General features: G+C 69.4%; 17 protein-coding genes and 1 pseudogene. 10 read left to right on the top strand and 8 right to left on the bottom strand.

Annotation, left to right across the window (positions count from 1 at the left end; genetic code table 11):
• Positions 1-53 precede the first annotated feature (53 nt).
• A complete protein-coding gene (locus OWM54_RS28280; protein ID WP_267699531.1) occupies positions 54-1577 on the top strand; it encodes a PKD domain-containing protein in 1524 nt (507 codons plus the stop codon).
• A 74-nt stretch (positions 1578-1651) separates the two neighbouring features.
• Here the strand turns inward: OWM54_RS28280 and OWM54_RS28275 are convergent, their stop codons facing one another.
• On the bottom strand, positions 1652-3631 hold the full coding sequence (locus tag OWM54_RS28275; protein ID WP_267699530.1) for an ankyrin repeat domain-containing protein: 1980 nt from the start codon (positions 3629-3631) through the stop codon (positions 1652-1654).
• Positions 3632-3845: 214 nt separating this feature from the next.
• On the opposite strand from OWM54_RS28275, the gene OWM54_RS28270 reads away from it, so the two are divergent.
• Positions 3846-4667 (top strand): trypsin-like serine peptidase, encoded by an 822-nt coding sequence (locus tag OWM54_RS28270; RefSeq protein WP_267699529.1) that lies wholly within the window; start codon positions 3846-3848, stop codon positions 4665-4667.
• Between the two features lie 51 nt (positions 4668-4718).
• On the opposite strand, the gene OWM54_RS28265 is transcribed toward OWM54_RS28270, so the two are convergent.
• Positions 4719-5147: a hypothetical protein gene (locus OWM54_RS28265; RefSeq protein WP_267699528.1), complete on the bottom strand. Its 429-nt coding sequence runs from the start codon at positions 5145-5147 to the stop codon at positions 4719-4721.
• A 174-nt stretch (positions 5148-5321) separates the two neighbouring features.
• On the opposite strand from OWM54_RS28265, the gene OWM54_RS28260 reads away from it, so the two are divergent.
• Both OWM54_RS28260 and OWM54_RS28255 read left to right on the top strand, forming a co-directional pair.
• Positions 5322-5864 carry a DUF3060 domain-containing protein gene (locus OWM54_RS28260; protein WP_267699527.1) on the top strand — a complete coding sequence of 181 codons (543 nt, stop codon included), beginning with the start codon at positions 5322-5324 and terminating at the stop codon, positions 5862-5864.
• A 169-nt stretch (positions 5865-6033) separates the two neighbouring features.
• Entirely contained in the window at positions 6034-8010 is a 1977-nt protein-coding gene (locus OWM54_RS28255; RefSeq protein WP_267699526.1) for a DUF4157 domain-containing protein, read from the top strand.
• A 10-nt stretch (positions 8011-8020) separates the two neighbouring features.
• Here OWM54_RS28255 and OWM54_RS28250 read toward each other — a convergent pair whose 3' ends face one another.
• The 5 genes from OWM54_RS28250 to OWM54_RS28230 form a co-directional block, all read right to left on the bottom strand.
• Positions 8021-8683, bottom strand: coding sequence for a hypothetical protein (locus OWM54_RS28250; RefSeq protein ID WP_267699525.1), 663 nt, complete (start codon positions 8681-8683; stop codon positions 8021-8023).
• An 83-nt stretch (positions 8684-8766) separates the two neighbouring features.
• On the bottom strand, positions 8767-8955 hold the full coding sequence (locus OWM54_RS28245) for a hypothetical protein (protein ID WP_267699524.1): 189 nt from the start codon (positions 8953-8955) through the stop codon (positions 8767-8769).
• Between the two features lie 283 nt (positions 8956-9238).
• Positions 9239-10480, bottom strand: coding sequence for an alpha/beta fold hydrolase (locus tag OWM54_RS28240; RefSeq protein ID WP_267699523.1), 1242 nt, complete (start codon positions 10478-10480; stop codon positions 9239-9241).
• A gap of 297 nt (positions 10481-10777) precedes the next feature.
• Entirely contained in the window at positions 10778-11449 is a 672-nt protein-coding gene (locus OWM54_RS28235) for an RICIN domain-containing protein (RefSeq protein WP_267699522.1), read from the bottom strand.
• Between the two features lie 184 nt (positions 11450-11633).
• Positions 11634-12770: an alpha/beta hydrolase gene (locus OWM54_RS28230; protein ID WP_267699521.1), complete on the bottom strand. Its 1137-nt coding sequence runs from the start codon at positions 12768-12770 to the stop codon at positions 11634-11636.
• A gap of 192 nt (positions 12771-12962) precedes the next feature.
• Between OWM54_RS28230 and OWM54_RS28225 the strand changes: the two genes are divergently transcribed.
• A complete protein-coding gene (locus tag OWM54_RS28225) occupies positions 12963-13466 on the top strand; it encodes a hypothetical protein (RefSeq protein ID WP_267699520.1) in 504 nt (167 codons plus the stop codon).
• 848 nt (positions 13467-14314) lie between these two features.
• Here the strand turns inward: OWM54_RS28225 and OWM54_RS28220 are convergent.
• Positions 14315-14581: a hypothetical protein gene (locus OWM54_RS28220; RefSeq protein ID WP_267699519.1), complete on the bottom strand. Its 267-nt coding sequence runs from the start codon at positions 14579-14581 to the stop codon at positions 14315-14317.
• 185 nt (positions 14582-14766) lie between these two features.
• On the opposite strand from OWM54_RS28220, the gene OWM54_RS28215 reads away from it, so the two are divergent.
• From OWM54_RS28215 to tnpC, 5 genes and pseudogenes are all read left to right on the top strand, one after another.
• Complete coding sequence (locus OWM54_RS28215) at positions 14767-15945, top strand: IS256 family transposase (protein WP_267699518.1); 1179 nt, start codon at positions 14767-14769, stop codon at positions 15943-15945.
• Between the two features lie 285 nt (positions 15946-16230).
• Positions 16231-21795 (top strand): serine/threonine-protein kinase, encoded by a 5565-nt coding sequence (locus tag OWM54_RS28210; protein ID WP_267699517.1) that lies wholly within the window; start codon positions 16231-16233, stop codon positions 21793-21795.
• Between the two features lie 176 nt (positions 21796-21971).
• A complete protein-coding gene (tnpA, locus tag OWM54_RS28205) occupies positions 21972-22286 on the top strand; it encodes an IS66 family insertion sequence element accessory protein TnpA (RefSeq protein WP_267699516.1) in 315 nt (104 codons plus the stop codon).
• A gap of 4 nt (positions 22287-22290) precedes the next feature.
• Complete coding sequence (gene tnpB, locus OWM54_RS28200; protein ID WP_267699515.1) at positions 22291-22656, top strand: IS66 family insertion sequence element accessory protein TnpB; 366 nt, start codon at positions 22291-22293, stop codon at positions 22654-22656.
• Positions 22598-24106, top strand: a pseudogene (gene tnpC, locus OWM54_RS28195) (IS66 family transposase). The gene tnpB and the pseudogene tnpC overlap by 59 nt, the downstream one beginning before the upstream one ends.
• The last annotated feature ends 124 nt before the right edge of the window (positions 24107-24230 follow it).

The raw sequence follows: 24230 nt of genomic DNA, 5'->3' as shown, positions 1-24230 counted from the left end.
GCGTTTGCAACACGGTGACGATTCGCCACCTCCCCTGCTGAAAGGTCCCCCTCATGCGCTGGCATCCCCCGAGCCTCCTCGCCGCGGTCCTCTCGCTGGTCGCCCTCCCCGCCTGGGCGCAGACGACGAACGTCGCGCTCAACAAGCCCTCGACGGCGTCCTCCATCCACCCCAACGGGTATCCGACGCAGTTCGCGAACGCGAAGGCCTTCAACGGCATCCTGAACACGGAGGACCGGTGGGCCGGAGCCTCGGTGCCCTCGGCGACGACGCCCGAGTGGATTGAGGTGGACCTGCAGGCCGTCCACCGCATCGAGGGCATCACGCTGTACTCGGGCCGCGACAACACCGTGGGCCAGCAGATGCTCGACTTCGACTTCCACCACCGGCTGGCGACCACGGCCGGCTTCGAGCCCGTGCCCGGTGGCGCGGTCATCAACAACACGCAGCCCACGTGGACGCTCGCCTTGGCGCAGCCGCTGGAGACGCGCTACGTGCGCCTGTCGTGCAAGCGCGCGTCGAGCGACGGCCTGTGCCGGGTGCGGGAGCTGGAGCTGCGCGGCGCGCGACTGGCCAACCAGCCCCCCACGGCCTTCGCGGGGAACGACACGGCCATCGTGCAGCCGGCCAGCTCGGTCCAACTCCAGGGCACGGCGAGCGACACGGACGGCACCATCGCCACCTACCAGTGGCAGCAGGCCTTCGGCCCGACGCCGGCCACGCTGACGGGGGCGACGACGCGGACGGTGACGGCGAGCAACCTGACGCCGGGCTCGTACATCTTCCGGTTCACCGCCACGGACAACGGCGGGGCCGCGGTGTCGGACACGGTGAGCGTCAAGGTGCACGCGGGCACGCAGGCCGCGGACGCGCGCGCGGGGAAGATTCACGTGTGGTCGCGCGGCGGGACGTATGACACGGCGGTGTTCCTGCCCATCGAGTACGGCGCGGACCCGCTGAAGAAGTACCCGCTGGTCCTGTCGCTGCATGGCCGGGGCGGCACGACGCTCAGCTCGGACCACACGACGGTGCTCTCGAATCCGGAGGGGTTCATCCGGCAGCTCATCCCGGGCAAGGCGATTGTCACCACGTACCCGGCGGTGGTCATCGCGCCGCACGCGCCGCGCATCGGCGCGACGCCGCCGTATGACACGTACTGGAACGTGGACCTCACGCACGCGTTGGTGCTCGAGGCCATCACCCGCTTCAACATCGACCCGGACCGCGTGACGATGACGGGCCTGTCCTTCGGCGGCGCGGGGGTGAATGACCAGCTGCTCAAGTACCGGAGCACCTATGCGGGCGGGATGCCGCTGGCGTACACGTCGCCCGTGGCCAACCCGCTGTGCAGCATCGCGGACTTCCCGCTGTGGGCCGCGGGCAACTCGGGCGACGGGACGTTCAACGCGTGGAAGTGGACCAACCCCACCGACGGCGTGCTGACGCAGCTGCGCCAGTGCCCCAACTACACCGGGGAGATTCAGGTCACGGTGACGCCGGGCACCACCCACAGCGGCTGGGATGAGTTCTGGAGCCGCCCGGATGCCCAGACGTGGCTGGTGAGCCAGGTGCGCTGACGGCCCGGGCCCGTGCGTCCACATGGACCCACGGGCCCGTCACGGCTGGAACCGCGCTGCGCAGGCGCGCCCGACTACAGCCGGACGACACCGGTCTTGCTCAGCAGGTCGAACAGCTTCTCCCGGTCCAGCGTCCTGCCCTTGAAGGCCTTCGGGACGAACACCTTCTTGAGCGCCGCGTCCGAGGCGTCGAACCCACCATTCGCGTAGTGGTGCTCCGCCTTCACCTTCGCCTGCACGTCGTGGTCATCCGCGATGACCACCTCGGCCTTCACCACGCCGCCGACCCGCAGCGAGGCGTCGTTGCCGTGGCCCCAGACGACCTGGGCCTCCACGTCCTTGCCGACGATGACCTCGCCGTCCGTGTCCAACCCGCTGACGCGCAGCGTGCCTCCCACCGCGAGCAGTCCCTCCAGGCCCGCGTTGCGCAGCACCCCGTTCACCGTCAGGTCCCCCGTCACCAGCAGGGGCGCGTCCAGGTGCACGTCGCCCTTCACCACCAGGTTCCCCCGGACGAAGCGCGGCGCCTGGGTGAAGACAGGCGTCTTCTCCTCGGCGGGGAGCACGTCCCGCGCGAGCTCCACCAGGGCCATGACCGTCCAGGGGAACTCGCCCCGGAGCGCGGCCGCGAGCTCGTCCCACGACGTGGCACCCTGCAGCTCCAGCCCCTTCAGGACCTGCTCGATGGCGTCCACGTCCTCGCCCTCGTAGTACCAGGACGTGAGCACCGCCTTGCGCCGACGCTCCAGCGCCTCCAGCAGGGGGCGCACATCCAGGGCGCCCTTCTTGCCCTTGGGCGCCTTGGCGCCCAGCAATTGTGCGAGGGCCGCGTGCTTGTGCTCCAGCGCCTCCTGCACCGGCGTCTGTCCGCTGGAGTTCTTCAGCGTGACGTCCGCGCCGGCCGCGAGCAGGACCTCGATGACGGGCCCACGCTCCTTGAAGCGCGCGTGCTGGTGCAGCGGCGTCCAGCCCTTGCCCGCGTTGGGATTGGCCCCGGCGTCGATGAGCGCCTTCGCCACCTGCGCCGTCCGGGCCTCGAAGAGCGCGGTGCGCCCCGAGCCGTCGAGCGCATCCACGGGCACGCCTCCCTTCGCGAGCGGGCCGATGCAGGCCACGCTGCCGTGCTCCGCGGCGGCATGGAGGGGCGTGGACTTGTCTCCATCGACAGCATCCGTGGAGGCCCCCAGGCGCAGCAGCTCCTTCACCAGCCCGGCGTCATCCACCATCGCGGCGAGGTGCAGCACGCCCTGCTTGCGGGAGTCCTTCGCCTCCAGGTCCGCGCCCAATGCGAGCAGCGCCAGCACCCGGCCCGTGCGACTGTTGCCCACGAAGCCCGGGCCGAAGAACGGCTGGGCATCGAGCCCCGCCGCGAGCAGCAGTCCCTTGTCGAGCGCCTTGCCCTTCTTCTTCGCGGGCTTCTGCTTGCGCAGCCACGTGTGGAAGCCCTCGTCGGAGAAGGCGCCCTCCAGGCCCTGGAAGTTGAGCGGGTCGTCGTCGTCCGTCACGCCCTGGGCGGACATGCCGGGGTTCTCCTCCAGCAGGGAGAGCAGCTCGCGGTAGCCCTGCTCCTTCTTGCCCTGGGTGAGCGCGCGCCAGGCCTGGAGCCCGCGGCGTCCGCGCTGCTGGTCCGGCAGGGGCCGCAGGCGCTCGGACTCGTCGAGCGCGGCCTCCACCTCGTCGAGCTGGGCGACAGTCGGAGTGCCTCGCACCACGTCCTCGGCCCACTGGCTCAGGGCCAACGCGCGGGCCTTCTGCGCGAGCGTCAGCTTGCCACCGGGCTTCGTGCCCCGGGTCAGCGCGAGGATGCGGTCACGCAGTGCCCAGTGCTCGGCCTTCACCTCGAGCGCCCAGCGATGGGGCTCCATGCGCCGGGTCGCGTCCAGCGACCAGCTCAAGGAGTGGAGCGCCAGCAGATGCTCGGGGTCCTCCGCCACCACCTGACGCAGCAGGACCACCGCCTGGTCGAGCTGCGGCGGCATCTCGTCCAGCAGCGCATCCGCCTTCTTCATCAGCGCAGCGACATCCACCTTCTTCGATTCCCGGGCACGCGACATGGCCCCGAAAACTGCCACGGCCCCGAATGGCCCGCGCGGAAATCGCACCAGGACTGGACAGCATCGCCATCCGAGAATTCTCTCGGTCCGAGATGCGATGGAAGGCTCGAGCCAGGGGCGTCGAGGCAGGTACGCTGCGGGTGTAACGCCCCACACACCCCAGGCCACGCCGTTGTCGCACGCCGCTCCCCTCCCACAGCCCCTTCCAGGAACAATGCTCCGCAAACATCCCGCGCTCTGGGCAGTGCTCGCCGCATCGACCGCTGGCTGTTCCATCCTCGGCGCGTACCCGTATCCGGATGAATCGCATCCAACCACGCCCTCCTCCGCCAGGCAGCAGCAGTCGCCGGTGACACAGCTCTCCAGACCCCTGGAAGCCGTGTGTCATCTGACGACCCGGCGGCGGAACATCAAGAAGCTGTGGATCGGCGACGTCTACTCGAATGGGAGCGCCGCGCTGGCCCAGGGTCGCTACCTCATCACGGCGGCGCACAACGTCTACGACTATCCCCTGGGATGGCTCGACCACGTGGACGTCAGCTGCAACCAGAAGACGGCCACGGCGCAGACGGTCATCGCGAGCTTGAATCGGGAACACATCCAACAGCGGGTCTCCGCGCCAGGCTACGCATGGCGCCTGCATGGCTCGGAGCGGAAGTTCGAGTTCGACTTCGCGTTCATCGACCTGGGGACGAGCGTCGTGAGTGATGACCCGTTCCTGGTGGACCCGCAGGTCGTGCCCCGCGTCGGCGAAGCGCTCTTCCTCGGAGGGTATCCCGGCGGCGACATCTCCGATGCGCACACGCTCCACCTGGGCAGCGGCGTCGTCGTCGGCATCGACAACAACCTCATGACGTACGACATCGAAACGGCCACCGGGAACAGCGGAGGCCCTGTCTGGGTGACACGCGAAGGCAAGCACTACCTCGTCGGCGTGCATGTCTCGGATGGCAGAGCAAGGCTCTTCAATGCGAGCTTCTTCACCGCGTGGGACACGTTCCTGAAGTCCGCGGAGGAGAGTCCCGGCACGCACTGAGCCGATTCTCCCCGGTCCCTTTGACGTCCAACATCGGCCCCCGGCGCACCGTCACGAGACCCAGACGCGCTGCTCCATCAACCGCCCGTCCGGCCCCCGCTCCAGGCGCACGCCGCAGGCGTCCCTGGGCCCCAGGTGGCTCGCCGCGTACACCTGGGTCCCACCGCGGTACAGCGCGACCTCGAGCACGCCCACCTCGGTCGCCAGCGGAGAGAACACGGATGAGCACCGCAGCGCGCGGTGGCGCAGGTAGCTCCACACGTCCCGCCGCACGAAGCCGGCGTCGGTCAGGAACCAGGCCGCGAGCAACGGCACCGTCACCGTGGCCCCTTCGAGGTCCTCGTCGCGCGCGATGGACCCCCATAGCACCACCCAGGCCCCCCGAGGACGACGCTGCTCGTCACGGGACGACCACTCCGCCACGAGTCGCCGGACCGCCTGCTCGACGAGCCACCGACCTGGGGTGTCCGCATCCGTCATGGGCGCCCGTGAAAGCACGATTCGGACACCGCCGCCATGCCCCTGCCGCTGCGGGTGCCCAGATGAAGGGCCACTGCAATCCAGGGGCTGGCGCCCGAGGCATCGCGCGGATTTTGAATCTCCGCGCCGCCGGTGCGTACATTGCGCGTGAATCCACACAAGAGGTCCACCGCAATGCGCAACCCATTCAAGTCGAAGGCCTTCGTCGTCATCGCATGTGTGCTCGGGTCGATGTCCGCCAGCGCCCAGGACGAGGACGAGGCCGCGTCGGTCAAGGTCGGCAAGGACGGCAACGTCCGGGTGAAGGCGCCAGGCACCACCATCGAGGCTCGCGACGGCTCGGCCCGGGTTCGCGGCGGGGGCGTCGACATCCAGGCCAACGGCGCCGCGGCGCGTGATGACGACGACGCGGCGGAGACGACGTCCCAGAGCGAGGGCTCGCTCGAGCTGGTCGACTCCGACCGCACCGTGAAGCACGACTGCGGCGAAGGCGGCAAGGTGGAGATCGTCGGCTCCAGCAACCAGGTCATCCTGACCGGGACCTGCGAGTACATCGAGGTGACGGGCAGCGAGAACAAGGTCAGCGCCCACACCGTGCGCCGCATCGAGACGACGGGCAGCGACAACAACGTCGTCTGGAAGCAGGGCCCGCAGAAGGGCAAGAGGCCGCGCATCAGCAACACCGGCACCAACAACCGCATCTCCCAGGCGCGCTGAGCCGGGACGTCGCGCCGAGGTGGGGCGGACAGCCCTCCGCCCCCCTTTCGGGTACAATGTCCCCGCAGGTCCGACGAGGGGGACGTCCATGGGCTCGTTGCACTCCGCGACTCGCGCAGCCACGCCCGCACCGGCGCCGAAGGCCACGCCTCCACGTGTGACCCGGGCGGTGGCCGCACAGCCCTCCGCCGCGCCCACCTCGGACGTCTCCCCGGGTGAGTCCGCCGACAGGGCTCCTCGCTTCGACATCGGCACCGTCGCGCTGTACCCGCCCGCCCGCGCCTTGCGTCCCATGCCCGGCGGCGCGACGACCCGGCCGCTGGGGAGGGTGCAGGCCCCCAGCGCTCCCGTCAGCCCGGGGCCGGCGCTGGGCGCCATCCCGACCTCCGTCGCGGCCACGGTGGGCACGTTCGGAACGAACCTGCTCCGCGCCGCGCTGACGCCCCGCGCGCCCGTGGGTGACGCCTCCCCCTCCCTGTCCCGACTCGCGGGTGGCAACCCTGTCCCCGCCTGGCTCCGGGCGCCGTTCGAGCAGTCCTACGGCTACGACCTGTCACCGGTCCGCCTGCACACCGGCCCCGGCGCGAGACAAGCGGCCAGGTCCGTGGGCGCCGCGGCCTTCACGCTGGGCGACCACATCGTCCTGGGAGGCGACGTCGACGTCGCGAGCGGCGCGGGGCGACACATCCTGGGGCACGAGCTGGCGCACACCGTCCAGGCGCGGCTCGGGGGTGGCCGGGGCCGCATCAGCGAGCCCTCCTGGCCCTCCGAGCGCGAGGCCGAGCGCGCCACCCGCGCGGCCCTCATCCAGTCACCCTACGAGCTGACCGAGGGCGCCGGAGAGGACCTGCACCGCATCGCGCCGTGGCTCGTGCTGGCGGGCATCGGATTGGTGGCGGGCGTCGTCACGTGGGCCACCTCCGACAGCACCGAGGAGAACCAGCGGCGCCACGCGGAGGGCGCCCCGGACCCCTCCAGGAGCCTCTGGGCGCTCGTGCCCGTCTACGGCTCGGTCCAGCAGATTCGGGAGGCGGAGTCGTTCTTCCAGCGCGCCCTGGGCACCGGCTTCCTGATGGTCGACTTCGCCACGCTGGGCGCCGCGGGCGTCGCGGGCCGGGCGCTCATCCGCGTCCCCGTCTCCGTCTACCGCACCGCCGTGGCCCGGCGCGCCGCGGGCGAGCTGGTCGTTCGCGAGGGCGGCGAAATCCTCACGGAGGCGATGGCGCGCGAGACAGCGGCGGCCTTCGGTCGCGAGGGCGGCGCGGTCTTCGCCACGCGGGCGGCCGCGGCCACCGAGCTGGAGCGAGCCCTGGGACGCGGCGCCATGGTCGCGGTGACGGAAGGCGGGCTGAATCACGCCGTCATCTACGCCCGCAACGCCGCGGGGCAGATCATGAAGCTCCACGGCGGTCCGCTGCGCGTGCTCTTCCAGGAGGTGCCCCAGGCCCTGACGCCCCAGCTGGCGGAGAGCGTCGCGCGGAGAGCCAACGCCTACGTGGTCATCGAGGCCGCGGAGGCCGCCGTCACCATCGAGCAGGCGGTCGCCGTCGCCCAGCGTGGAGGCAATGCCATCCTTCGCTGGCTGCGCGGCACGCCCACGAGTTGCGGCATCATGCAGGGCGCGATCCTGGAGGCCACGGGGCTCCCGGCGCAGACGCTCGCGAGGCTCCTGCCCTCAGGTGGGGCCGCGGCGCGGCTGCTCCCCATCACCCTGCTCGAGCACATGGCGGGCAACGCCGGCCTGCGCTTCGTCGAGGGCGGCATGGCCCGCATCATCGGTGGCACGCTCCTGCAGGGCGGCCTGTCCGCGTTCGGCGGCGGCGTGGGCGTGGTCACCTCCACGCTGATGCGGGTGTTCACCGGCCTGCTGGCGCCCGAGCCCGAGGCCACGTCCACGCCAGCCCGTCGTCCCAGGACGGGGAGCACCGCGCGACGCACGCCCGAGAGTGATGCCTTCGCCCGCACCATCATCGAGCGATGGGGACGCACGCTCCTGGGACCGGCGAGCATGGTCAGCGCCTCGCTCCCGGACATCATCCCCGGCTGGATTCTGCGCACCCAGGAGTTCAGACAGTCGCTGCTGCTCTCCCTGGTGGCCCAGGGCATGACACCCGAGACCGCCATCGCCGTGATTTCCGGAGCCTGAGCCGAGGGCGTCACCCGGACGACGTGCCCCGCTCCTGCCGCCACACGCAGACCTGGCACACGCCGGCGATGAGCAGCAGCCCCCACGTGCACCGAGGCTCGCGCGTCGCGGCGAGCACCACCACCGACAGGCCCAGCATCCATGGCACCCAGAGGGATTCCCCCTCCCGATAGCGCACGTACACGCGCGCGGGGAACACCAGCAGGAGGCACGGCAGGGCGAACGACAGCCAGTCCCCGGAAGGCGCGCGGAGCATGAGCCACAGCGACAGCGCAGTGAACGCGCTCCACTCCGCCAGGACGAGGCCCGTGCGTCGCGCCAGCACCCTTCGCGCTCCGCGCCACGCCAGGAAGGCCCGCGCCTGCGCGACGGACGGCCCGGGAGACATCGCCTCCTCCGCCGAGGGCGGGGGCATCGCGGCCTCCTGGAGCAACCGCGAGCGTCGGGAGTGGACCTGCGCGCCGAGCGCCACGAGCCCCAGGACGCCGACGCCCACGATGACGCCCCAGTCCCAGGCCGATGGGGCCCGAGCCTCCGGGGCGAGCGGGGCGATACGTGGGCCCTCGGGTCGAGGCGAGGACACATCCAGCCGGGTCGCGATGACGTGAGCCATCATCGCGGCCAGGGCGACGAAGACGCCGAGGATGATGGGGACCTCGCGAGGCGCTGCCATGACGACAGTGCAGGGAAGACCGGGCCGCATGTCAATGGCCCGGTTGACTCACCTGCCCGAGGGCCTGGACCGAGGGGCTCGGCTCAATCGCCGCAGGTGCCGAACTCCGAATCCCAGACGCATCCCTTGATGCGGCAGAGGGACTCGCTTGTGATGTTCGCACAGATGATTTCCGCGGAGGGCGACTCCTCGGGGGATGCCGCCGGCGCCTCCGTGCGCCCGGTCCAGCCAGACAGGGTCAGGAACGCAGCCAAAGCAATGAAGCCTCGCATGGTCACCTCTCCTCGTGGGCTCATGAACAGCCATGAGTCCAACCAGCGTCTTCCTTTCAGCCGCTCCAAGTCAAACACACACAGGATGCGACCACCGCCGTCAGAAAAATCCACCCTGCGGCGAGGCGCATCCCCACAGAGGCACCTCCTCTGGAGCCCACGAGGCGCGTCTGTCCGCGGCAGGTCACGCCCCGACCTCCACGCGAAGCGCTCTGGATTCAGCCGACGTGGGGTGAGTCCCGAGGAGGGTCTTGAGGGCGTGGTGTGTGCGCGTGGGTTCCTGCTAGGGCGTCACGGATGACAGCTCGGTGAGGACCTGGCACGAGCTCAGGACATCGGGAGGAGCGCTTCCTCCGAAACGCTGGGTCAGCCAGGCCACGGTGCCAGGGATGTCATCGCCCAACACGCCGAAGTGGTCCGCCACCGGGCACCCCACGTACTCCACCGAGGCCTGACGCGCGATGAGCTCGTTGCGGACGACCCACGTCTGCGCCGGATTCACGCGCGCATCCAGGCGCCCCTGCACCAGCCGCACCGGGACTCCGATGCTCAGATATCCCGGGTGCATCGCGCGCAGCTGCGCGAGCAACGGCGGCCAGTTCGCGGTCTCGCTCATCACATTGCCCTTGGGGATGAAGCTCCCCCACGAGTCCGTCAGGCTCAGCTCGGTGCGGCACTTCGTGTCGACCTCCGCGTACAGCTTCAGGGCCTGCGGCTTGAGCAGTTGCTCCAGCTTCACTCCGTCGGGGTCTCCCTCCGCGGCCCCGGTGAGGAAGAGTGGAATGAACGCGGCGTCCGGCGAGGCCTCCGCGACCTGCACCGCGAGCGGGAACGTCAGGTGCATCGCGGACCCTGGCGCATAGGCCAACGCGCCCACCAGCTCCAGGTCCTTGCCTCGCAGCCGCTCCGGGGCCTCGGCCGCGGAGAACAGCGCGGCCTGTCCTCCCTGGGAATGGCCCACGATGGCGTACTTCTTCGACAGCTTGCCCGGGTACAGCTTGTGCGCCGCCACCACGCTGTCGAGCACGCCTCGTGCCTGCGAGCGTCCCAGCAGGTACGGGTGCCGCCCCTCCGTGCCGAGCCCCTCGTAGTCGGTCATCACCACGGCCCACTTCATCTCGCCCAGGAAGTAGTTCAGCAACCGCTGCGGCGCCTGATTGTACCAATGGGCGCTCGAGCCCAGCACATCGCGCGATGGCGCGCACTTGTCGGCCACGCCCACCGTCCCGTGTGCCCAGGCAATCACCGGCCAGCCACCTTCCGGCGGTTCTCCCTTTGGGAGCGCGATGATTCCGGACACGGCGATGGGCCGGTCCCCCTTCACCGCATCCGAGCGGTACAGCACGCGCACGTTGCTCCCCGCCTGCTCCAACGCGGCGAAGCCCGTGAGCGGCTCGTGCCGGAGGACATCGCCCTGAGAGGAGGTCGGGAGCGAGTCAGGCGTGCGGTAGAACGGAGGGAGCTCGTCCTGCTGCGGCTGGGGCGACCCGCGAGAGCACGCGAAGACGAGGACGGCCAGGGACACGAGGGACACAGCGCACCTGCGCGAGACAGGCATGACGACTCCCAGGAGAGTGCCGCGCGCGCGGGAGTTGGACGAAGGTGTCGGCGTGGGCGTCCAGTCTCGAAGAGCGAGCCAACGGCTCACAAGCCCGACACGGGGCCTCGGGCGGGAGCACTGCGAGTCGCGAGCCGCCGTCGTGAACCAGCCGACACGCGCCTGCCCTCGCGGGCCACGTGCATCGAGGCGGCTCCAGCAACGGCGAAGGCGGCACCCTGTTCGAGCAGTGCCGCCACGGTCCCACGGATTCAGGTGGGTGACTCAGAGGTCCACGCGCCACAGCTGGTTGTCGGCCGCCTTGCGATGCATCGGGTAGACGATGAGCCGACCCGCGCCATCCTTCCTGGCGCCCTCGATATCCAGCACGAAGCCATTGAGGGCGCTCTGGATGTAGTAGGTGCCGCGGGCGCGACCGGGCACGAGCTTCCACACCTGGTTGGGGCTGCCGTGGGCTTCCCACATGATGACCCGGGTTCCCGGCGCCTTGTTCGCGCCATCGATGTCGAGCACGAGTCCGTTGAGCTTGCTGCGGATGAGGTAGCCGCCGCGGGTCGGCACCAGCTCCCACTGCTGGTTGTCGTTACCCTCGCGGTGGGACTTCGCGGGGTGGGCGATGAGTCCGGCGCCGAGCGAGCGGTTGTTGCCCTCGATGTCGAGCACGAGCCCCGCGAGCTTGCTGCGGATGAAGGTGGTGCGCTGGTGGCGCGGCTCATCGCGGTCGTGACCATGGCCCCGGCCCGGCGGCGGGGGCGGAGGAGTCGGGCGGGCCTCGCCCTGGCACCAACCGGCGGGGCTGCAGGTGCGCGCGCCGTCGCACTCCGAGGAGCTGTGGCAGCGGTTGGGACCGGGGCGGTTGCGAGACTCGTCCCAGCGGTAATCCGGCCCGGGACCCGCCGCCGCCGTCATGGGCAGGAGCAGCAGCGCGAGCGCCATCCATCCCCTGCCCTTCGCGGACGACCGGTTTTCACGCGCACGAATACCCTCGGAGCCACCGCGAACCGCCAACATGGGACCTCTCCTTGTCTGGAATCACCGCGGCGGGGCCGCTCTCGCTGTCCCGCTCACCGTGTGCTCTTCATGACGGGGGGCCGGGGATTTCATTCACGCCCGGCCCGCGTCACTCGACGGGCACGTACTGCTGGAGGAAATGTCCCACCCCTCCCCGGGCGAGCTGTCGGCCGAAGCCGCCGTCCCAGATGTCGAAGCCGTGCTCCGCGTACGGGAGCGTGAAGAGGGCGTGGGGTACTGCGTACTGCGCGAGCCGGGCGGCCATCGCCTGGGAGGCCTCGGGCGGCACGACGCTGTCGGCACCACCGTGGAGCAGGAGCGTGGGAGGAGCGCGTGGACCGATGTGGTGGATGGGAGAGAGCAGCTCGTACAGCTCTCGGTGACCGTCCAGTGGAGCACCGGTGAAGCCCACGAGCGTGTCGGCGTTGTGCGCGGCGTGGAACACCAGGTCGCCCGGCGCATAGAAGCTGATGACGGCCGCGACGGACGTGTCTCCAGTGGCGCCACAGGAGGACGGGAGGCGGGAATCGCCTGCGGAGTACGCCGCCAGCATCGCGAGGTGCCCACCCGCGGACTCACCGAACAGGACGAGCCGGGACGGGTCGATGCCGTAGGACGCCGCGTGGTCCTTGACCCAGCGGATGCCGCACTTGACGTCTCCCGGAGCGGTCATGCCGGTGGCGGGAGGGAAGAGCCGGTAGTCGAGGGCGATGAGGACGTAGCCCTTCGCGGTGAAGAAGTCGGCCCAGGCGCGGGCATACGCGCGCTCGCCGCCGCGCCAACCGCCACCGTGGAAGTAGAGCACCGCCGGGCGTGGAGTGGATGGAGCGCCTGGGGGAAGGAAGATGTCGGCGTGCAGTTCGCGCCCCGCGGCTTCGGCGAAGCGAACCGTCTGACTCGGGAGGGGGCGCGCACCGACGAGAGGACGGAGATACGCGCGGAGGTCGAGCGGGAGGTCGTTCGCACGGGCCATCCGCCAGGCGGAGACAGCGGGCCATGCCGCGAGGACTCCGACGAGCAGCGCGGACGTGGGGGTCGCCCAGCGCAGCCACTTCCACACGTCCACGTGAGCGCACCAGACGGCCACCAGCGCGGTGAGGAGCGCGGGGACCAGCATCACCAGGCTGTACTCGCGCAGGATGCCCTTGAGCAGATGGACGAGCGTGGGCACTCCGGCGGGAGCGAAGAAGACGGCGGCGAGCAGCACGCAGCCCAGGATGTGAAGTAGCGCCAGGACGGTCGGCATGGAGTTCGGAGTGCCCTGGACGGTACGCGTCCGGCACCGGTCGCGCCATGCCCCACGACACCGTGGCGCTTGAAGATGGCGCCCATCGCCGCCGACTGACATCTTCACGGGATGGACGCGAGTGCCCGCGAGTATCTCGCGATTCAGACGTTCTACGGACAGCGTCGCGCTCGACGCTCCGGCGTACCGTACATGCACCACATCGACGAAGGGCTGTGGGTGCTACGCGCCCTGGGCGCGAGCGACCGGGCTCAACGCGCGTACTGCCTGCATCCCCTGGTGCAGGACGATGACGAACGCGCAGCAGCCTGGGCCCGAGCGCTCGCCACGGGAGCGGACCTCTCCTTGCCGCCGGTCGATGGCGTGAGTGATGACCCGCGAGTCCTCGCGCTCGCGCTGGGCTACCGGGAAACGGCCAACGCGGCCCTGTCCCATCGACCGGACTTGATGGGGCCCGAAGACATCGCGCTCAGCACGGAGCCCGAGGTCAACGACATGCTCCGCGCCGACAAGGTCCAGAACTACAAGGACTTCCTTCGACATCACCGGGGAGTACATCCCCGGTCCGTCGAATTGGAGCGCTACTTCCAGGCATGGCTCGCGCGCCTCGATGTGTCTTCGGACCAGGTCACCCACTGGCACGCGGAACTGGACCGTCTCCACCCCGCCAGGCACTCAGGCTGGATGCCCTCGTGAGTTCCGACCTGGCGGGGCAATATCCAGCGCAAGTTCAACGTCGACACGCCTGAGCGACAAGCGTGTGCCCGAGAGCGGAGCACCAGTCTTCGTGGCGCCGCTGCCATCCCGAGAGCTTGCGCATCAGATTCCCTGGGTGCGTCAGATGCACGATCGAGAGCGGCCGCCCCCATGGCTCCAGCTCAACGGCCGCCCCATAGAGATGCTTCTGAGCACCTCGTATCGACGTCAGTCCTCGAACGAACGCGGCTGCCTCGGTGCCGAGCGTCAGCAAGAGCCTCAGCGCTGGATTCCCGAGAACCTCTGCGAGTCGGTCGAGATTACCCGGCAGCTCCCGGGAGCGCGCCAGGAGCTCATCTGGCGCAGGCCGTGGCTCCACGGCAGTCCGCCTCCCTGTCTCTGCCTCGTAGCGCGCGACGTTGTCCGCCATCGAGCGGCCGCGCTTCCCGGACACCGTGGTGGACAGGTAATAGGGCCAGAGGTCCGTGATGAGGACGGAGCTCCGATTGAGACCGAGCGGCGCGAGGTAGCGCGCATCCAGGTCCCTTCCGGAGCGAGAGACAGGCTCGAAAGAGGTCCGCTCGACCTGAGTCGGAAGGTTGCACACCAGCCCATCATGTTCCCACCTGGAGAGCTTCGTCGCGGCAGGGTACACGCCAAGAATGGCAACCGCGGCGTCCGCCGGGCCCGACGCGTCCGTGCGTACGAGGTCTCCACCCAGGGGGAGGCTGCCTCGTCTATCAGGAAGCAACTCCCGCCAATGCGGCACCGCGTACTCCCAATCCGGCCTCTACGACAAGCAGCAAACCCGGGGGATTGTACCCGTCGCGTGGGCATGGAGCCGAAGTTCAATGTACCGAAGGCTCGGGTTCCGGGGCCGCACCACGAACCAGCCCAATCACCTGCGCGGCGAAGTGAACCCGGTCCGTCTTCACGATGTTGAAACGGCCTCGATGGCCCCAGAGCGTCTCTGGGTTGTCCGCATGGATTTCGCAGTTCCAAGTCGCGTCGGGCTTGGTGGCGATTCTCACGCGCTTCATGGTGTATGCCCGCTGGTCGATGTAGTCATTGGCCGCCAGCACATAGATGCCATCGTTCTCGATGATGCCCGGCAACGAGGAGTTGGATGGGGGCTCCGAGATATCAACCGGATCCAGATAGACCCCGTCCAGGAACCTGAGGGTCGTGTCCCTATAAGTGTGTAGTCGGCGAGCAGGGACGAGCGGGAAAGAGGGAAGCTCCTCGGTGAAACCAACCGAGACGGTCTCCCCCTGGCAGGGGAGCCGAGGAGTTCCCTGAAGTGGACGATACCGAGTTTGCCGCGCCCTCGCACGAGGAGGTGCGCACCGACGTGCGAGGCCTGTTCCTGGGAGCCATCCGCATGACGCTGGAGATGCTGCTGGAGGAGGAGATTCGAGGGCTGGTGGGGGCCGGGCGCTGGCAGCAGGTGGCAGGGCGGAAGGACCAGCGCAACGGCAGCTACCTGCGAGGCCTGCTGACGTCCATGGGGCACCTGGAGGTGGCCGTGCCCCGGACGCGGGCCAGCGGCTCGGCGGAGGCCGTCCTGGGTCGCTACAAGCGGCGCAGCGAAGAGCTCGACGAGGCGATTACCAGCGCATACGTGCAGGGCGTCTCCACGCGGAAGATGGGCCGGGTGACGCGAGCGCTCATGGGGGAGGAGGTTTCGCGTTCGACGGTGAGCCGAGTGACGAAGTCCCTCGAAGAGAAGGTGGAGGGCCTTCGCACCCAGCCTCTCACCCAGGCCTTCCCCTACCTGTACCTGGATGCCACCTTCCTGGACGCCCGGTGGGCGCGCACGGTGCAGAACGTCTCGGCCCTGGTGGCCTACGGCGTGGGAGAGGATGGGCACCGGCACCTGTTGGCCGTGACTCTGGGGGGCAGCGAGTCGCAGGACTCCTGGCTGGAGTTGCTGCGCCAACTGCTCGAGCGAGGGTTGAGGGGCGTGCGCCTGGTCATCGCCGACGGGCACGCGGGACTGGCCGCCGCGGCCCGGCAGGCACTGCCCGAGGCCCAGCTCCAGCGCTGCACGGTGCACCTCACCCGGAACGTCCTCGCCAAAACTCCCTGGCGCCTGCGAGGACGCCTCGGCAAGGAGACCTCGGCCGTCTTCGAGGCCCCCTCTCTCCTGGACGCCAGGAAGCGTCTGGAGGCGCTCCAGTCCGGACTGGGCCGCCAGGTCCCCGAGGCCATGGAGTGCCTGCGCGAGGGCTTCGCCGCCGCCACCTGCTTCTTCTCCTTCCCCAAGGCCCACTGGAAGCGCCTGCGCAGCACCAACGGCCTGGAGCGTCTGCACGGCGAAGTGAAGCGCCGCATCCGCTCCGTGGGCGCCTTCCCGGACCGTGCCAGCGCGCTGCGTCTCATCACCGCCGTCGCCCTCGAAGTGACTGGTATCTGGGACGACCGCCGCTACCTCGACATGACCCTGCTCAACTCAACCCCAGACACTGCCGCTGCTTGACACCGCCAAAGAGCATTCCTCCCCCGAACCCCCCTCCGAACAACTACACACGATTCGGGACTTGACCCGGCAGTCTGCCTGGACATCAGGAGGACAGGCGGAACCGCCGTGAGTCTAATCCAACCCACAGCATCCTCTGGCGCTAGCTGGGTTTACGGGTTCGCGGCACGCTATCCTCTCATCCACGCCCAACATAGGGAGCGGGGACCGGAATGGGCCGTGCGTGCGTACTCCACTCCCCTGCCCGCGAAGCCGGCACCGGCTCCTGCCCGTAAAGAGGTCTCCGTGCCCGCCAGTACCCTGGAGGTCAGCATGCAGTCCGCCACCGCGCTCAAGAGCCTGTCCGCGCAGGAGCGCACGACGCTCAAGGACGTGCTCCGCAAGGTGAATGCCCAGTTGGGTATTAGCCTGCTGCGGCAGGTCGCGAAGGAGGCGGGGCTGCTGGGGAAAGAGGCCAAGCGCGCCGACGGCGCCACCCTTAAGCGGCTCGTCGCGGACGCGGACCAACTCACGAAACTCTTGGCGGAGGCGCTCGACGACCGGGGGCGACAGGCTAGTGCCGTGCGCACCCTGCAGCGCATCGCCCTGACCGCCTCGCAGGACCCGACCCTGGACCATCGCGCCCACAACGCATTCAGCCGGGTGCGCCAAGCCTTCGAAACCGGCGAATGGGAGCAGCTCAAGCGCTCCGCCGAGAGCCTGAGGAAGATTCGCGACGAGACGCCGCACGAGTTGCTGGACCTCATCAACGTCCTCATCGCGTTCCTCTCGGGAGACATCCAGCGCATCCTCCACGCCCTGGAGTCGCCCCTGGCACTCCCGTCGGGGCCGCTCCAGCCTCCCAGCCGCCCGGTGGGCGCTTCTGGCACGCGGCACAAGCCGCCGGAAGAGGCCCCGGCCCCCGCGGCCCCTCCGCCCGCCAGCGAGGAGAGCCACCGTGCGCGGCTGGCCGAATACCGCGCCTGTGTCCAGGCGCTCTGCGCGGGGTTGAGGGCGTCCATTGAGAAACTGCCGACGAGAGAGCGGCTCGCTCTGGCCAATACGCGGCTGCAAGACGCTACCGGCTCCCTGGCATCCATCTCCCTCGAGTCCTTCGGGTCCGCGCTGGACCTGGGCAGGCAGTTGCAGACCCTAGGCAGCCGGATTGCCGAGAGCATCCAGCACCTCTCGGATGCGTCCGCCTCCGTGGAGCAGGAAGCCCATCAGCTCGCCAGTGCGGTGGGCAAGTCGCTCGGGACGGTGGCTCCGTTCGATTGCACCCTCATGGGGCTGGCGAAGCTGCCAGCCGCGCTGGAGGCCGAGGTCGCCCGGTGCGAAAAGCAGGTCGAGGCGCTGTTCCAGCGGCTCGGTGAGGCCTCCCTGGATGGCTCCATCGAGCTGCTCCCCCCGCCTGACGCGTCGGCGGGGGCGCAAGGCCTGCTCGAAAGGATCCAGCAGTTCGACCGGAACGTGGCCACCACGCTCAAGGCACGCGCGAACGGCTCCAGGGTGGAGGCCCCGGGAGTGCGCGAGGAGGCGCCCGCGCCTAGGAGCAAGGAGCGCGACATCGAGCTGCGCTTCCGGGTGACAGGAGCTGTCCCGGCGCTCATGTCGGCGGGCCTGCTGGGGCGTCTGCGCGAGGAAGCACGCCACGAAGTGACGGGAGAGGTCCCCTCGTTCCTGCCCGTCGATGGCCGGGCCAACGAGCCGGTGCTCGTCCAGGTGCCCGCGTCGGCCTCCGACGCCGCCGCCGTGAATGCCGCGGCCCGCAACCTGCTGGTCCTGTGGGGCTCGGTGGCCAGGGCGGACACGCCCATACGGCCCCTGGCGCAATGTCTCGAGTTCCTGGGAGAGGCGGCGAAGCTCCAGGAGGTGGTTCGCAAGGACCCCATGGCCCCGCACTTCGACGTCGCCGTGGCGGCCATGGCTCTTCATTGCGCGGCCCTGGACCGGCTGGACGGCCGGGGCCGCAGGCGGCTGGCGGGAGTTCTCTCCTCCAGAACTCCCGCAGAGCTGGAGCGAGGGCTGCTGGAGTGCGCGGAGGCCGCGAGCAAGTCCCCTGCCCTGGCGCGCGCCTGCGCGGAACTGGTGGCGCCAGGGCTTCACCTGCCCCTGGCGCAGGCGGTGGGCGCCCTAGCGCGGACCTCGGCCGCCGTGGCCCGCCGGCTGCTGGACGGCATTGGCATCGCTGCGGCGCTCGTCGGCCGCGACAAGAGCCTTGAGTGCCGCAACGCCGTCCTCCAGGCGCTCGGGGCCGAGCCCCAAGACTCCGAAACGATTGAGGACTTCCTCGACGACGCAGAGCGGCAGTCCCGGCGCGGGGCCCGGCCGGACGTGCCCAAGCTGAAGTCCCTCCAGCCGCTCGTCACGGACTTCGTCGCGGCGATGGGCAGCAGGCTCTGGGAGCGGGGCCGCGGGAGCAATGCAGCCCCCAAGCCCGGTATCGCGCTGCCCAAGGCCGCGGAGAAGGGCCTGTCCCTCACTCCCGGCGCTAGGTTCGTGGAAGTCCCCATCCGCGTGCGCAATGGCGGCGACGCCGCCGTGGGGGGCATCAGCATCCTGGTGAGTCGGCCCGCCAAGGGCGACTCGCCCATCAGCTCCGCCCCTACCGAGCTCCACGTCTCGTGGCTGAGCGACCAGAACCTGGAGGACACGTCCTCGGTGGTCATCGCCTGCCGGCTCGAGCTGGACCCGGACAAGGCGGAGCAGTTCAGCGAGCTGCGGCTGTCCCTTCGCTCCTCGTGGTTCGGCGGCGGGCAGGATGAGAGCTACGTGCTGCCGCTGCGGTTCGAGGAGCGGGCGCTCGCGGAGGCGGAAATCACGGGCTTCAACGGCGAGCCCGTCGACCTCAACGACGAGAAGACCTTCCGGCTGTCGTCCTCGTCCGTGCAGACGTGCTTCAAGAAATTGCGGGGGCGGCTGCGCCAGGGCCGGGCCGTGCGCGCGGTCATCTTCGGCCGGCGGCGGCGCGGAAAGAGCTCCATCTGCGCCTCGCTGGAGGGAGACCGGGAGATACAGAAGCTGTTCTCCGTTCGCCGCCACGTGTGGAACGGACCACGGATGACCACGGCCGCCACCGCGTTCTCGACGCTGTCCGAGCTGCTGGTGGAGGCGCTGGCCCGCAGCGGGGTGGACGCGGCCGCGATGAACGTGACGGACCTGAGCCGGGCGGACGAGATGTCCCAGCGCTTCCTGCACTGGTTCGACCGGCTCTCGGAGTCGCTCAAGGAGAAGACGCGGGTCCTGCTGCTGCTCGACGAGTTCCAGAAGTGGATTGCCGGTCTGGGCTCCAAGCAGGAGCGCCTAGCGCTGCTGGCGGCCTTGCGGCACTTCAATGAGCGCAGCGGCAAGCTAGAGGTCGCCTTCGTCCTGAGCGGCCTGCAGAGCCTCAAGGGGCTCGTCCAGGAGTCCACCGACTTGGCGAATGCCGTGGAGTCCTTCGAGGTCAAGGAACTGACCAACGAGGAGGCGGACCGCTACCTGCGCGAGCGGGTTCCCCTGGAGTTGGACGGGCGCACGCGCCGGCGGCTCATCAGCCTGAGCGGCGGCAATCCTTATGTGCTGAATCGACTGGGCGGCCTCCTGGTGGAGATGTTGCGGCACCAGCAGCGGAGCTGGTGCACGGTGGCGGATGCGGACGCGCTCCTGCTGGACGACGATGCCCAGACGGGGCGGCTCGCCGAGTTCGTCAAGTACATGCTCCACGAGGACGAGGACGATGGTGCAGCGACGCTGCGCCAGCTCACCGTGCTGCGCGCGGTGGCCTCGACCCTGAATGAGCGGGGCGACTTCGATGGCTACGTCCGCATCACGGACGTGGATGCGTGGCTCCAGCGCAACAGCGTGGAGTTCGAGCCGGGAGAGCCTCAGCGCCAGTTGGATGAGCTGGCCCAGATGGGCCTCATCCAGACCCGTGAAGGGGGGCGCCACTACCTTCGTGGGGAGTGGCTGTGCCGGCAGCTCGCCGCGCTGGATCCGGAGAAGGTGAAGCTCCAGCCCGTCACCTCTCGCCCGGACCCGGACTTGGTGCTGGGGCGGTACCGGAAGCGCAAGTTCCTGGACAAGGGCGGAGAGGCGGAAATCTGGCTCGCGGAGAACGTGCAGGAAGGCGGGCACGACGTCGTGCTTCGCATCTACCCTGAGGGCACGGTGGGGCTGCACGAGCGCATCGAGCGGGAGAAGAAGGTGCTGTCCCGCATCCGCCACCCGAACGTCGTCGGCTTCCTGGGGGCCAGCATCGACGATCGCCACGGTGGAGTCGTGGTCCTCAACTACATCAATGGCGAGACGCTGGAGTCCGTCCTGGGAACGAAGCCCGCGTCGGCGCAGACGATTCTTCCTGGCGGCGACGTGGTCGCCCAGGTCCACCTGCTGAAAAAGATTGTCGACGCCGTTGGCGCCTGCCACGCCGAGAACATCGTCCACAAGGACCTGTCTCCCAGGAACATCATGGTGGCGCAGCAGATGGGGGTCTGGGAACCCACCCTCATCGACTTCGGCATCGCCGGGTTCGACACGCAGCCCGTCCAGGACGGCACGACTGCCCTCGGCACACCCGGCTACATCGCGCCGGAAAAGGCGCTGGGCGGCCGGCGTACCCCTCCCGCGGACATCTACTCGCTGGGGGCGTTGTTCCTCCGGGTGCTGACGGGGTGCGAGCCGCGTGAGGCGTTCAGCACACCGGAGCGGCTGGAGCGCCTGCTGGAAGAAGCACGCATGCCCACTCGGCTAGCCAGCCTGCTTCTGCTGATGCTCTCTCGCGACCCTGAGCAGCGTCCATCCGCCTCGGAGGTAAGGGGCAGCTTGGAAACGGTGCTTGAGCCGCACACCTGGAAGGAGCTTCGGGAGAAGGCGGGAGACGCCTTCCTAGACAACCGGGAGGATGACGCGATTCGCCTCTTCGGGCAGACCCTGTCGTCCATCCCGGCCGGGGAGCGCAAGGGCGCGGACTACGTGACGCTGCTGGGGGATGCTGCGGATGCCCTGGCGCAGGCCAATCAGCCAGTTCCCTGGGACACCCAGTGGTTGGACAAGTGGGTCGTCCTCATGAGGACGACGCCGGAGCTGGGCAAGGGGGCGCAGCAGATTCCGGCCGTCTTGAAGGAGTACCGGGTGAAGTTCCCCCAGGAGGGGGCTCGCCTGATTCGCCAGTTGGCCTCGGCCCTGGCCCAGCCGCCGGCGAGTCCCGCGCTGGTGCCGTTGCTGCGAGAGGTGGCCCGGGAGGACCTGTTCCGCGAGGCGGATGCCGCCACTGCGACCTTCGAGGCCCTAGCCCGCTACTATTCGGAGAACCACCTCGACGTGGTGTTGCTGGAGGACTTCGGGGTGCGCTGTGCCCGGCATGCTCGGGTCCGGCTCCAGCAGCCGCTCACCGCGGAACTGTGGCTTCAGCGCGTCCGCCGGCTGGGGCAACAACCGCGCGCAGACTACGACGAGGAACTCAAGGCCCTCACGGAGGCGCGCAGGAAGACGGGCAAGCTCCAGACGCTGCCTGAGGCGAAGAAGCAGGAGCCGATGAAGGTGGGCGTGGACGAGCGGGGGCACCTCGTCATGTCGAAACTGGAGGAGTTCGACAGCCGCATCCGGAACCTGTTCCCCTTCGTCTACCGGCTGGAGCGCGTCACCAAGGACCGGAATGCAAAGGCTTCACGCCCCACTCTGCTGCGGCTGGACAACATCGCCAGGCACCTGCCACAGGGTAGCCAGGACCCGGGGAACATCATTCCCCTGGTGCTCGATGGCTCCTTCACGGCGGAGGGCATTCCCTTGCGAATGAACATCGTCCTGCCCGCCGAGACCACGTCATCGCAGCGAGATGCCGCGCTCAACGTCCTCAAGGAAGCCGTCGACATCTTCGACTTCCACGGTTGAGGCCATGACCGGAGTGCCCGTCAAACTCCCTGACACAGGGGGCCAGCGTCTCGAAGCCCTCGCCCTCGAGAATGCCCGACTGAAGGGCGAGGACGCGCAGGCGCGGCGTAACCGTCCGGCGAGCGACGTGGCGGGAGGCATTGCCGGGGTATCAGTCGTGGTGGACCCTGGCCGGAATGTCGAAGCCGGCTGAGAAGCAGGAGTGGTTCCAGGTCGCCGAGGCCTTCGAGGCGAGCGGCCTGACGCAGAAGGAGTTCTCCGCACAGCGAGGGTTGAGGCTGAGCACGCTGCAGTCGTGGGTATACCGGCGCCGACGTCAGCGCCCCCGGAAGGCGCAGGAGGTGCGCCTGCTGCCGGTGGAGGTATCGGCCGTCGCGCAGGTGAGTCCTGTGCTGCTCGAGGTGGCGCTGGCCAGCGGAGCCAGGTTGCGGTTCCCCGCGGGCGCCGACGTCGATTACGTCGCCCGGCTCGTCACCGCGCTGGGCGGGTGAGCGCGTGTTCACGCTTCCGGCGTCCGTGCGCGTGGTGCTGGCCACCGAGGCGGTGGACATGCGCAAGTCGATTGACGGCCTCATGGCGCTGGTGAAGTCCGCCTGGGGCGAGGACGTCTACTCCGGCCACCTCTTCGCCTTCGTCTCGAGGCGGGGCGACCGCATCAAGGTGCTGACGTGGAGTCGGGGAGGCTTCGTGCTGCTGTACAAGCGACTGGAGACGGGCCGCTTCCGGCTGCCGAAGGTGGACGCGGACGCGAGCGCGGTGCACCTGGACGCGACGCAGTTGGCGATGCTGCTGGGCGGCATGGATGTCACCGACGTCAAACGCTCGCCCGTCTGGACGCCACCCGGGCGCACGTCCTCGTAGCGCGAGGACAGGCCGTGGCGCCGCGAGGTGTTGGTACCAGGTGCCCCGCGAGCTGCCCCAAGACCACTTCTGTCCCTGGCGCGAGGAAGCCGAAGAGCTTCGCGAACGGATGACGTCGCTGGAGGCGAAGATGGCGGCGCTGGAGCGGCGCGTCTTCGGCCGCAAGACGGAAAAGCTGCCTCCGGTGGCAAAGGAACTGAAGCCGTCGTCCACCAGCCCGGAGGACGAGGCGGCCCGGGCCGCGAGCGCACTGCAGACGCGACGCGAGCGCGCGGCCCGTAAGGCCGCCGGGGCCGTGGAGCGCGAAGTCCCGCACGAGGTGCCCGCCGAGGAGCGGCGCTGCCCAGCGTGCGGCAGCGAGGCCCTCAAGCCCCTGGGAGAGGGGCGCCGGACGGTGGTGTACGAGTACGTGCCGGCCTTCTTCGAGAAGCAGGTGCACGAGCAAGAGGTCCTGGCGTGCGCCTGCGGCCGAGGTGTCGTCACCGCGCCCGCGCCGCCCAAGGTGGTGGACAAGGGCGAGTACGGGCCGGGTCTCCTGGCCCACGTCGTCGTCTCCAAGTGCGCGGACGCCATGCCCCTGCACCGGCTGGCTCAGCGGATGGAGCGCGGCGGGGTCCCCATGAGCCGCAGCACGCTGACGGACCTCTTCCACCAGTCCGCCGAGGTGCTGCTACCGTTGTCCTCGCACCTGCTGCAGTGCATCGCCTCTGCGGAGGTGGTGTGGGCCGACGAGACGCCACTGCGCGTGCTGGACGTGAAGAAGACGCGCCGGGGCTACCTGTGGACATTCCTCACCCAGACGCCCCAGGGAGAGTGGCTCATCGGCTACCGCTTCAGCCTGGGGCGCGCGGGCAAGACGCCCAAGGACGTGCTGGGAGGCACCACGGGCGCGCTCGTGGTGGACGGGTACACTGGCTACAACGCGGTGACGCTGCCGGAGGGCCGCACGCGCGTCGGCTGCTAGGCCCACCTGCGTCGTCGCTTCTTCGAGGCGCTGTCCACCGCGCCTGAAGCCCGGGAGGCGATGGACCTCATCCTCGAGCTCTACCGCGTGGAAGCGCAGGCGCGGGACGCGGACCTCGTGGGTACCGCCGCGCACCGCGCGCTGCGCCAGGAGTCCAGCACTCGCATTCTCGCGCGTCTGTCGACGTGGCTCGCAGTCCAGACGCCGCTCCACCCGCCGAAGAGTCCCATGGGGCAGGCCCTCTCCTACGCGACGAAGCAATGGGACGCGCTGACGCGCTTCCTCGACGACGCGCGACTGCCTTTGGACAACAGCCGCTCCGAGGCGGCTCTGAGAAAAGCGGCAACGCCCCGTTCATTCTGCCGTAAGCATCGCGGAAGTTGCCCAGGTCCAATACCAATGGCACCCCTTGGTGGGCCAGCAGGTTCCAGTCCTGTACCGAGAACATCGCAAAGGAGAGCAAGTCGCTATTTGCGAACTGCTTGATGGCTCGCGAGCGGTTGTCCCCGCCTGGATGCTGGAGCGGGCGGCTTGCGCGACGCTGACTTTCGGCATTCCGCGGGTTTCGTTGGAGGCACTTCGCGATTTGCGCCGGTTGCTCGACGCGCAG

It is taken from the genome of Myxococcus sp. MISCRS1 (assembly GCF_026626605.1).
Lineage (GTDB): Bacteria > Myxococcota > Myxococcia > Myxococcales > Myxococcaceae > Myxococcus > Myxococcus fulvus.
The sequence above is the reverse complement of the archived record's forward strand: the minus strand, read 5'-3'. Positions and strand labels throughout refer to the sequence as shown.

Bases quoted from the DNA above. Each gene is read 5' to 3' on its own strand.
- OWM54_RS28260 (WP_267699527.1), top strand. From the start codon at position 5,322: ATGCGCAACCCATTCAAGTCGAAGGCCTTCGTCGTCATCGCATGTGTG.
- OWM54_RS28235 (WP_267699522.1), bottom strand. From the start codon at position 11,449: ATGGCGCTCGCGCTGCTGCTCCTGCCCATGACGGCGGCGGCGGGTCCC.
- OWM54_RS28250 (WP_267699525.1), bottom strand. From the start codon at position 8,683: ATGGCAGCGCCTCGCGAGGTCCCCATCATCCTCGGCGTCTTCGTCGCC.
- OWM54_RS28275 (WP_267699530.1), bottom strand. From the start codon at position 3,631: ATGTCGCGTGCCCGGGAATCGAAGAAGGTGGATGTCGCTGCGCTGATG.
- OWM54_RS28270 (WP_267699529.1), top strand. From the start codon at position 3,846: ATGCTCCGCAAACATCCCGCGCTCTGGGCAGTGCTCGCCGCATCGACC.
- OWM54_RS28245 (WP_267699524.1), bottom strand. From the start codon at position 8,955: ATGCGAGGCTTCATTGCTTTGGCTGCGTTCCTGACCCTGTCTGGCTGG.
- OWM54_RS28225 (WP_267699520.1), top strand. From the start codon at position 12,963: ATGCACCACATCGACGAAGGGCTGTGGGTGCTACGCGCCCTGGGCGCG.
- tnpA (WP_267699516.1), top strand. From the start codon at position 21,972: ATGTCGAAGCCGGCTGAGAAGCAGGAGTGGTTCCAGGTCGCCGAGGCC.
- OWM54_RS28265 (WP_267699528.1), bottom strand. From the start codon at position 5,147: ATGACGGATGCGGACACCCCAGGTCGGTGGCTCGTCGAGCAGGCGGTC.
- OWM54_RS28230 (WP_267699521.1), bottom strand. From the start codon at position 12,770: ATGCCGACCGTCCTGGCGCTACTTCACATCCTGGGCTGCGTGCTGCTC.
- OWM54_RS28280 (WP_267699531.1), top strand. From the start codon at position 54: ATGCGCTGGCATCCCCCGAGCCTCCTCGCCGCGGTCCTCTCGCTGGTC.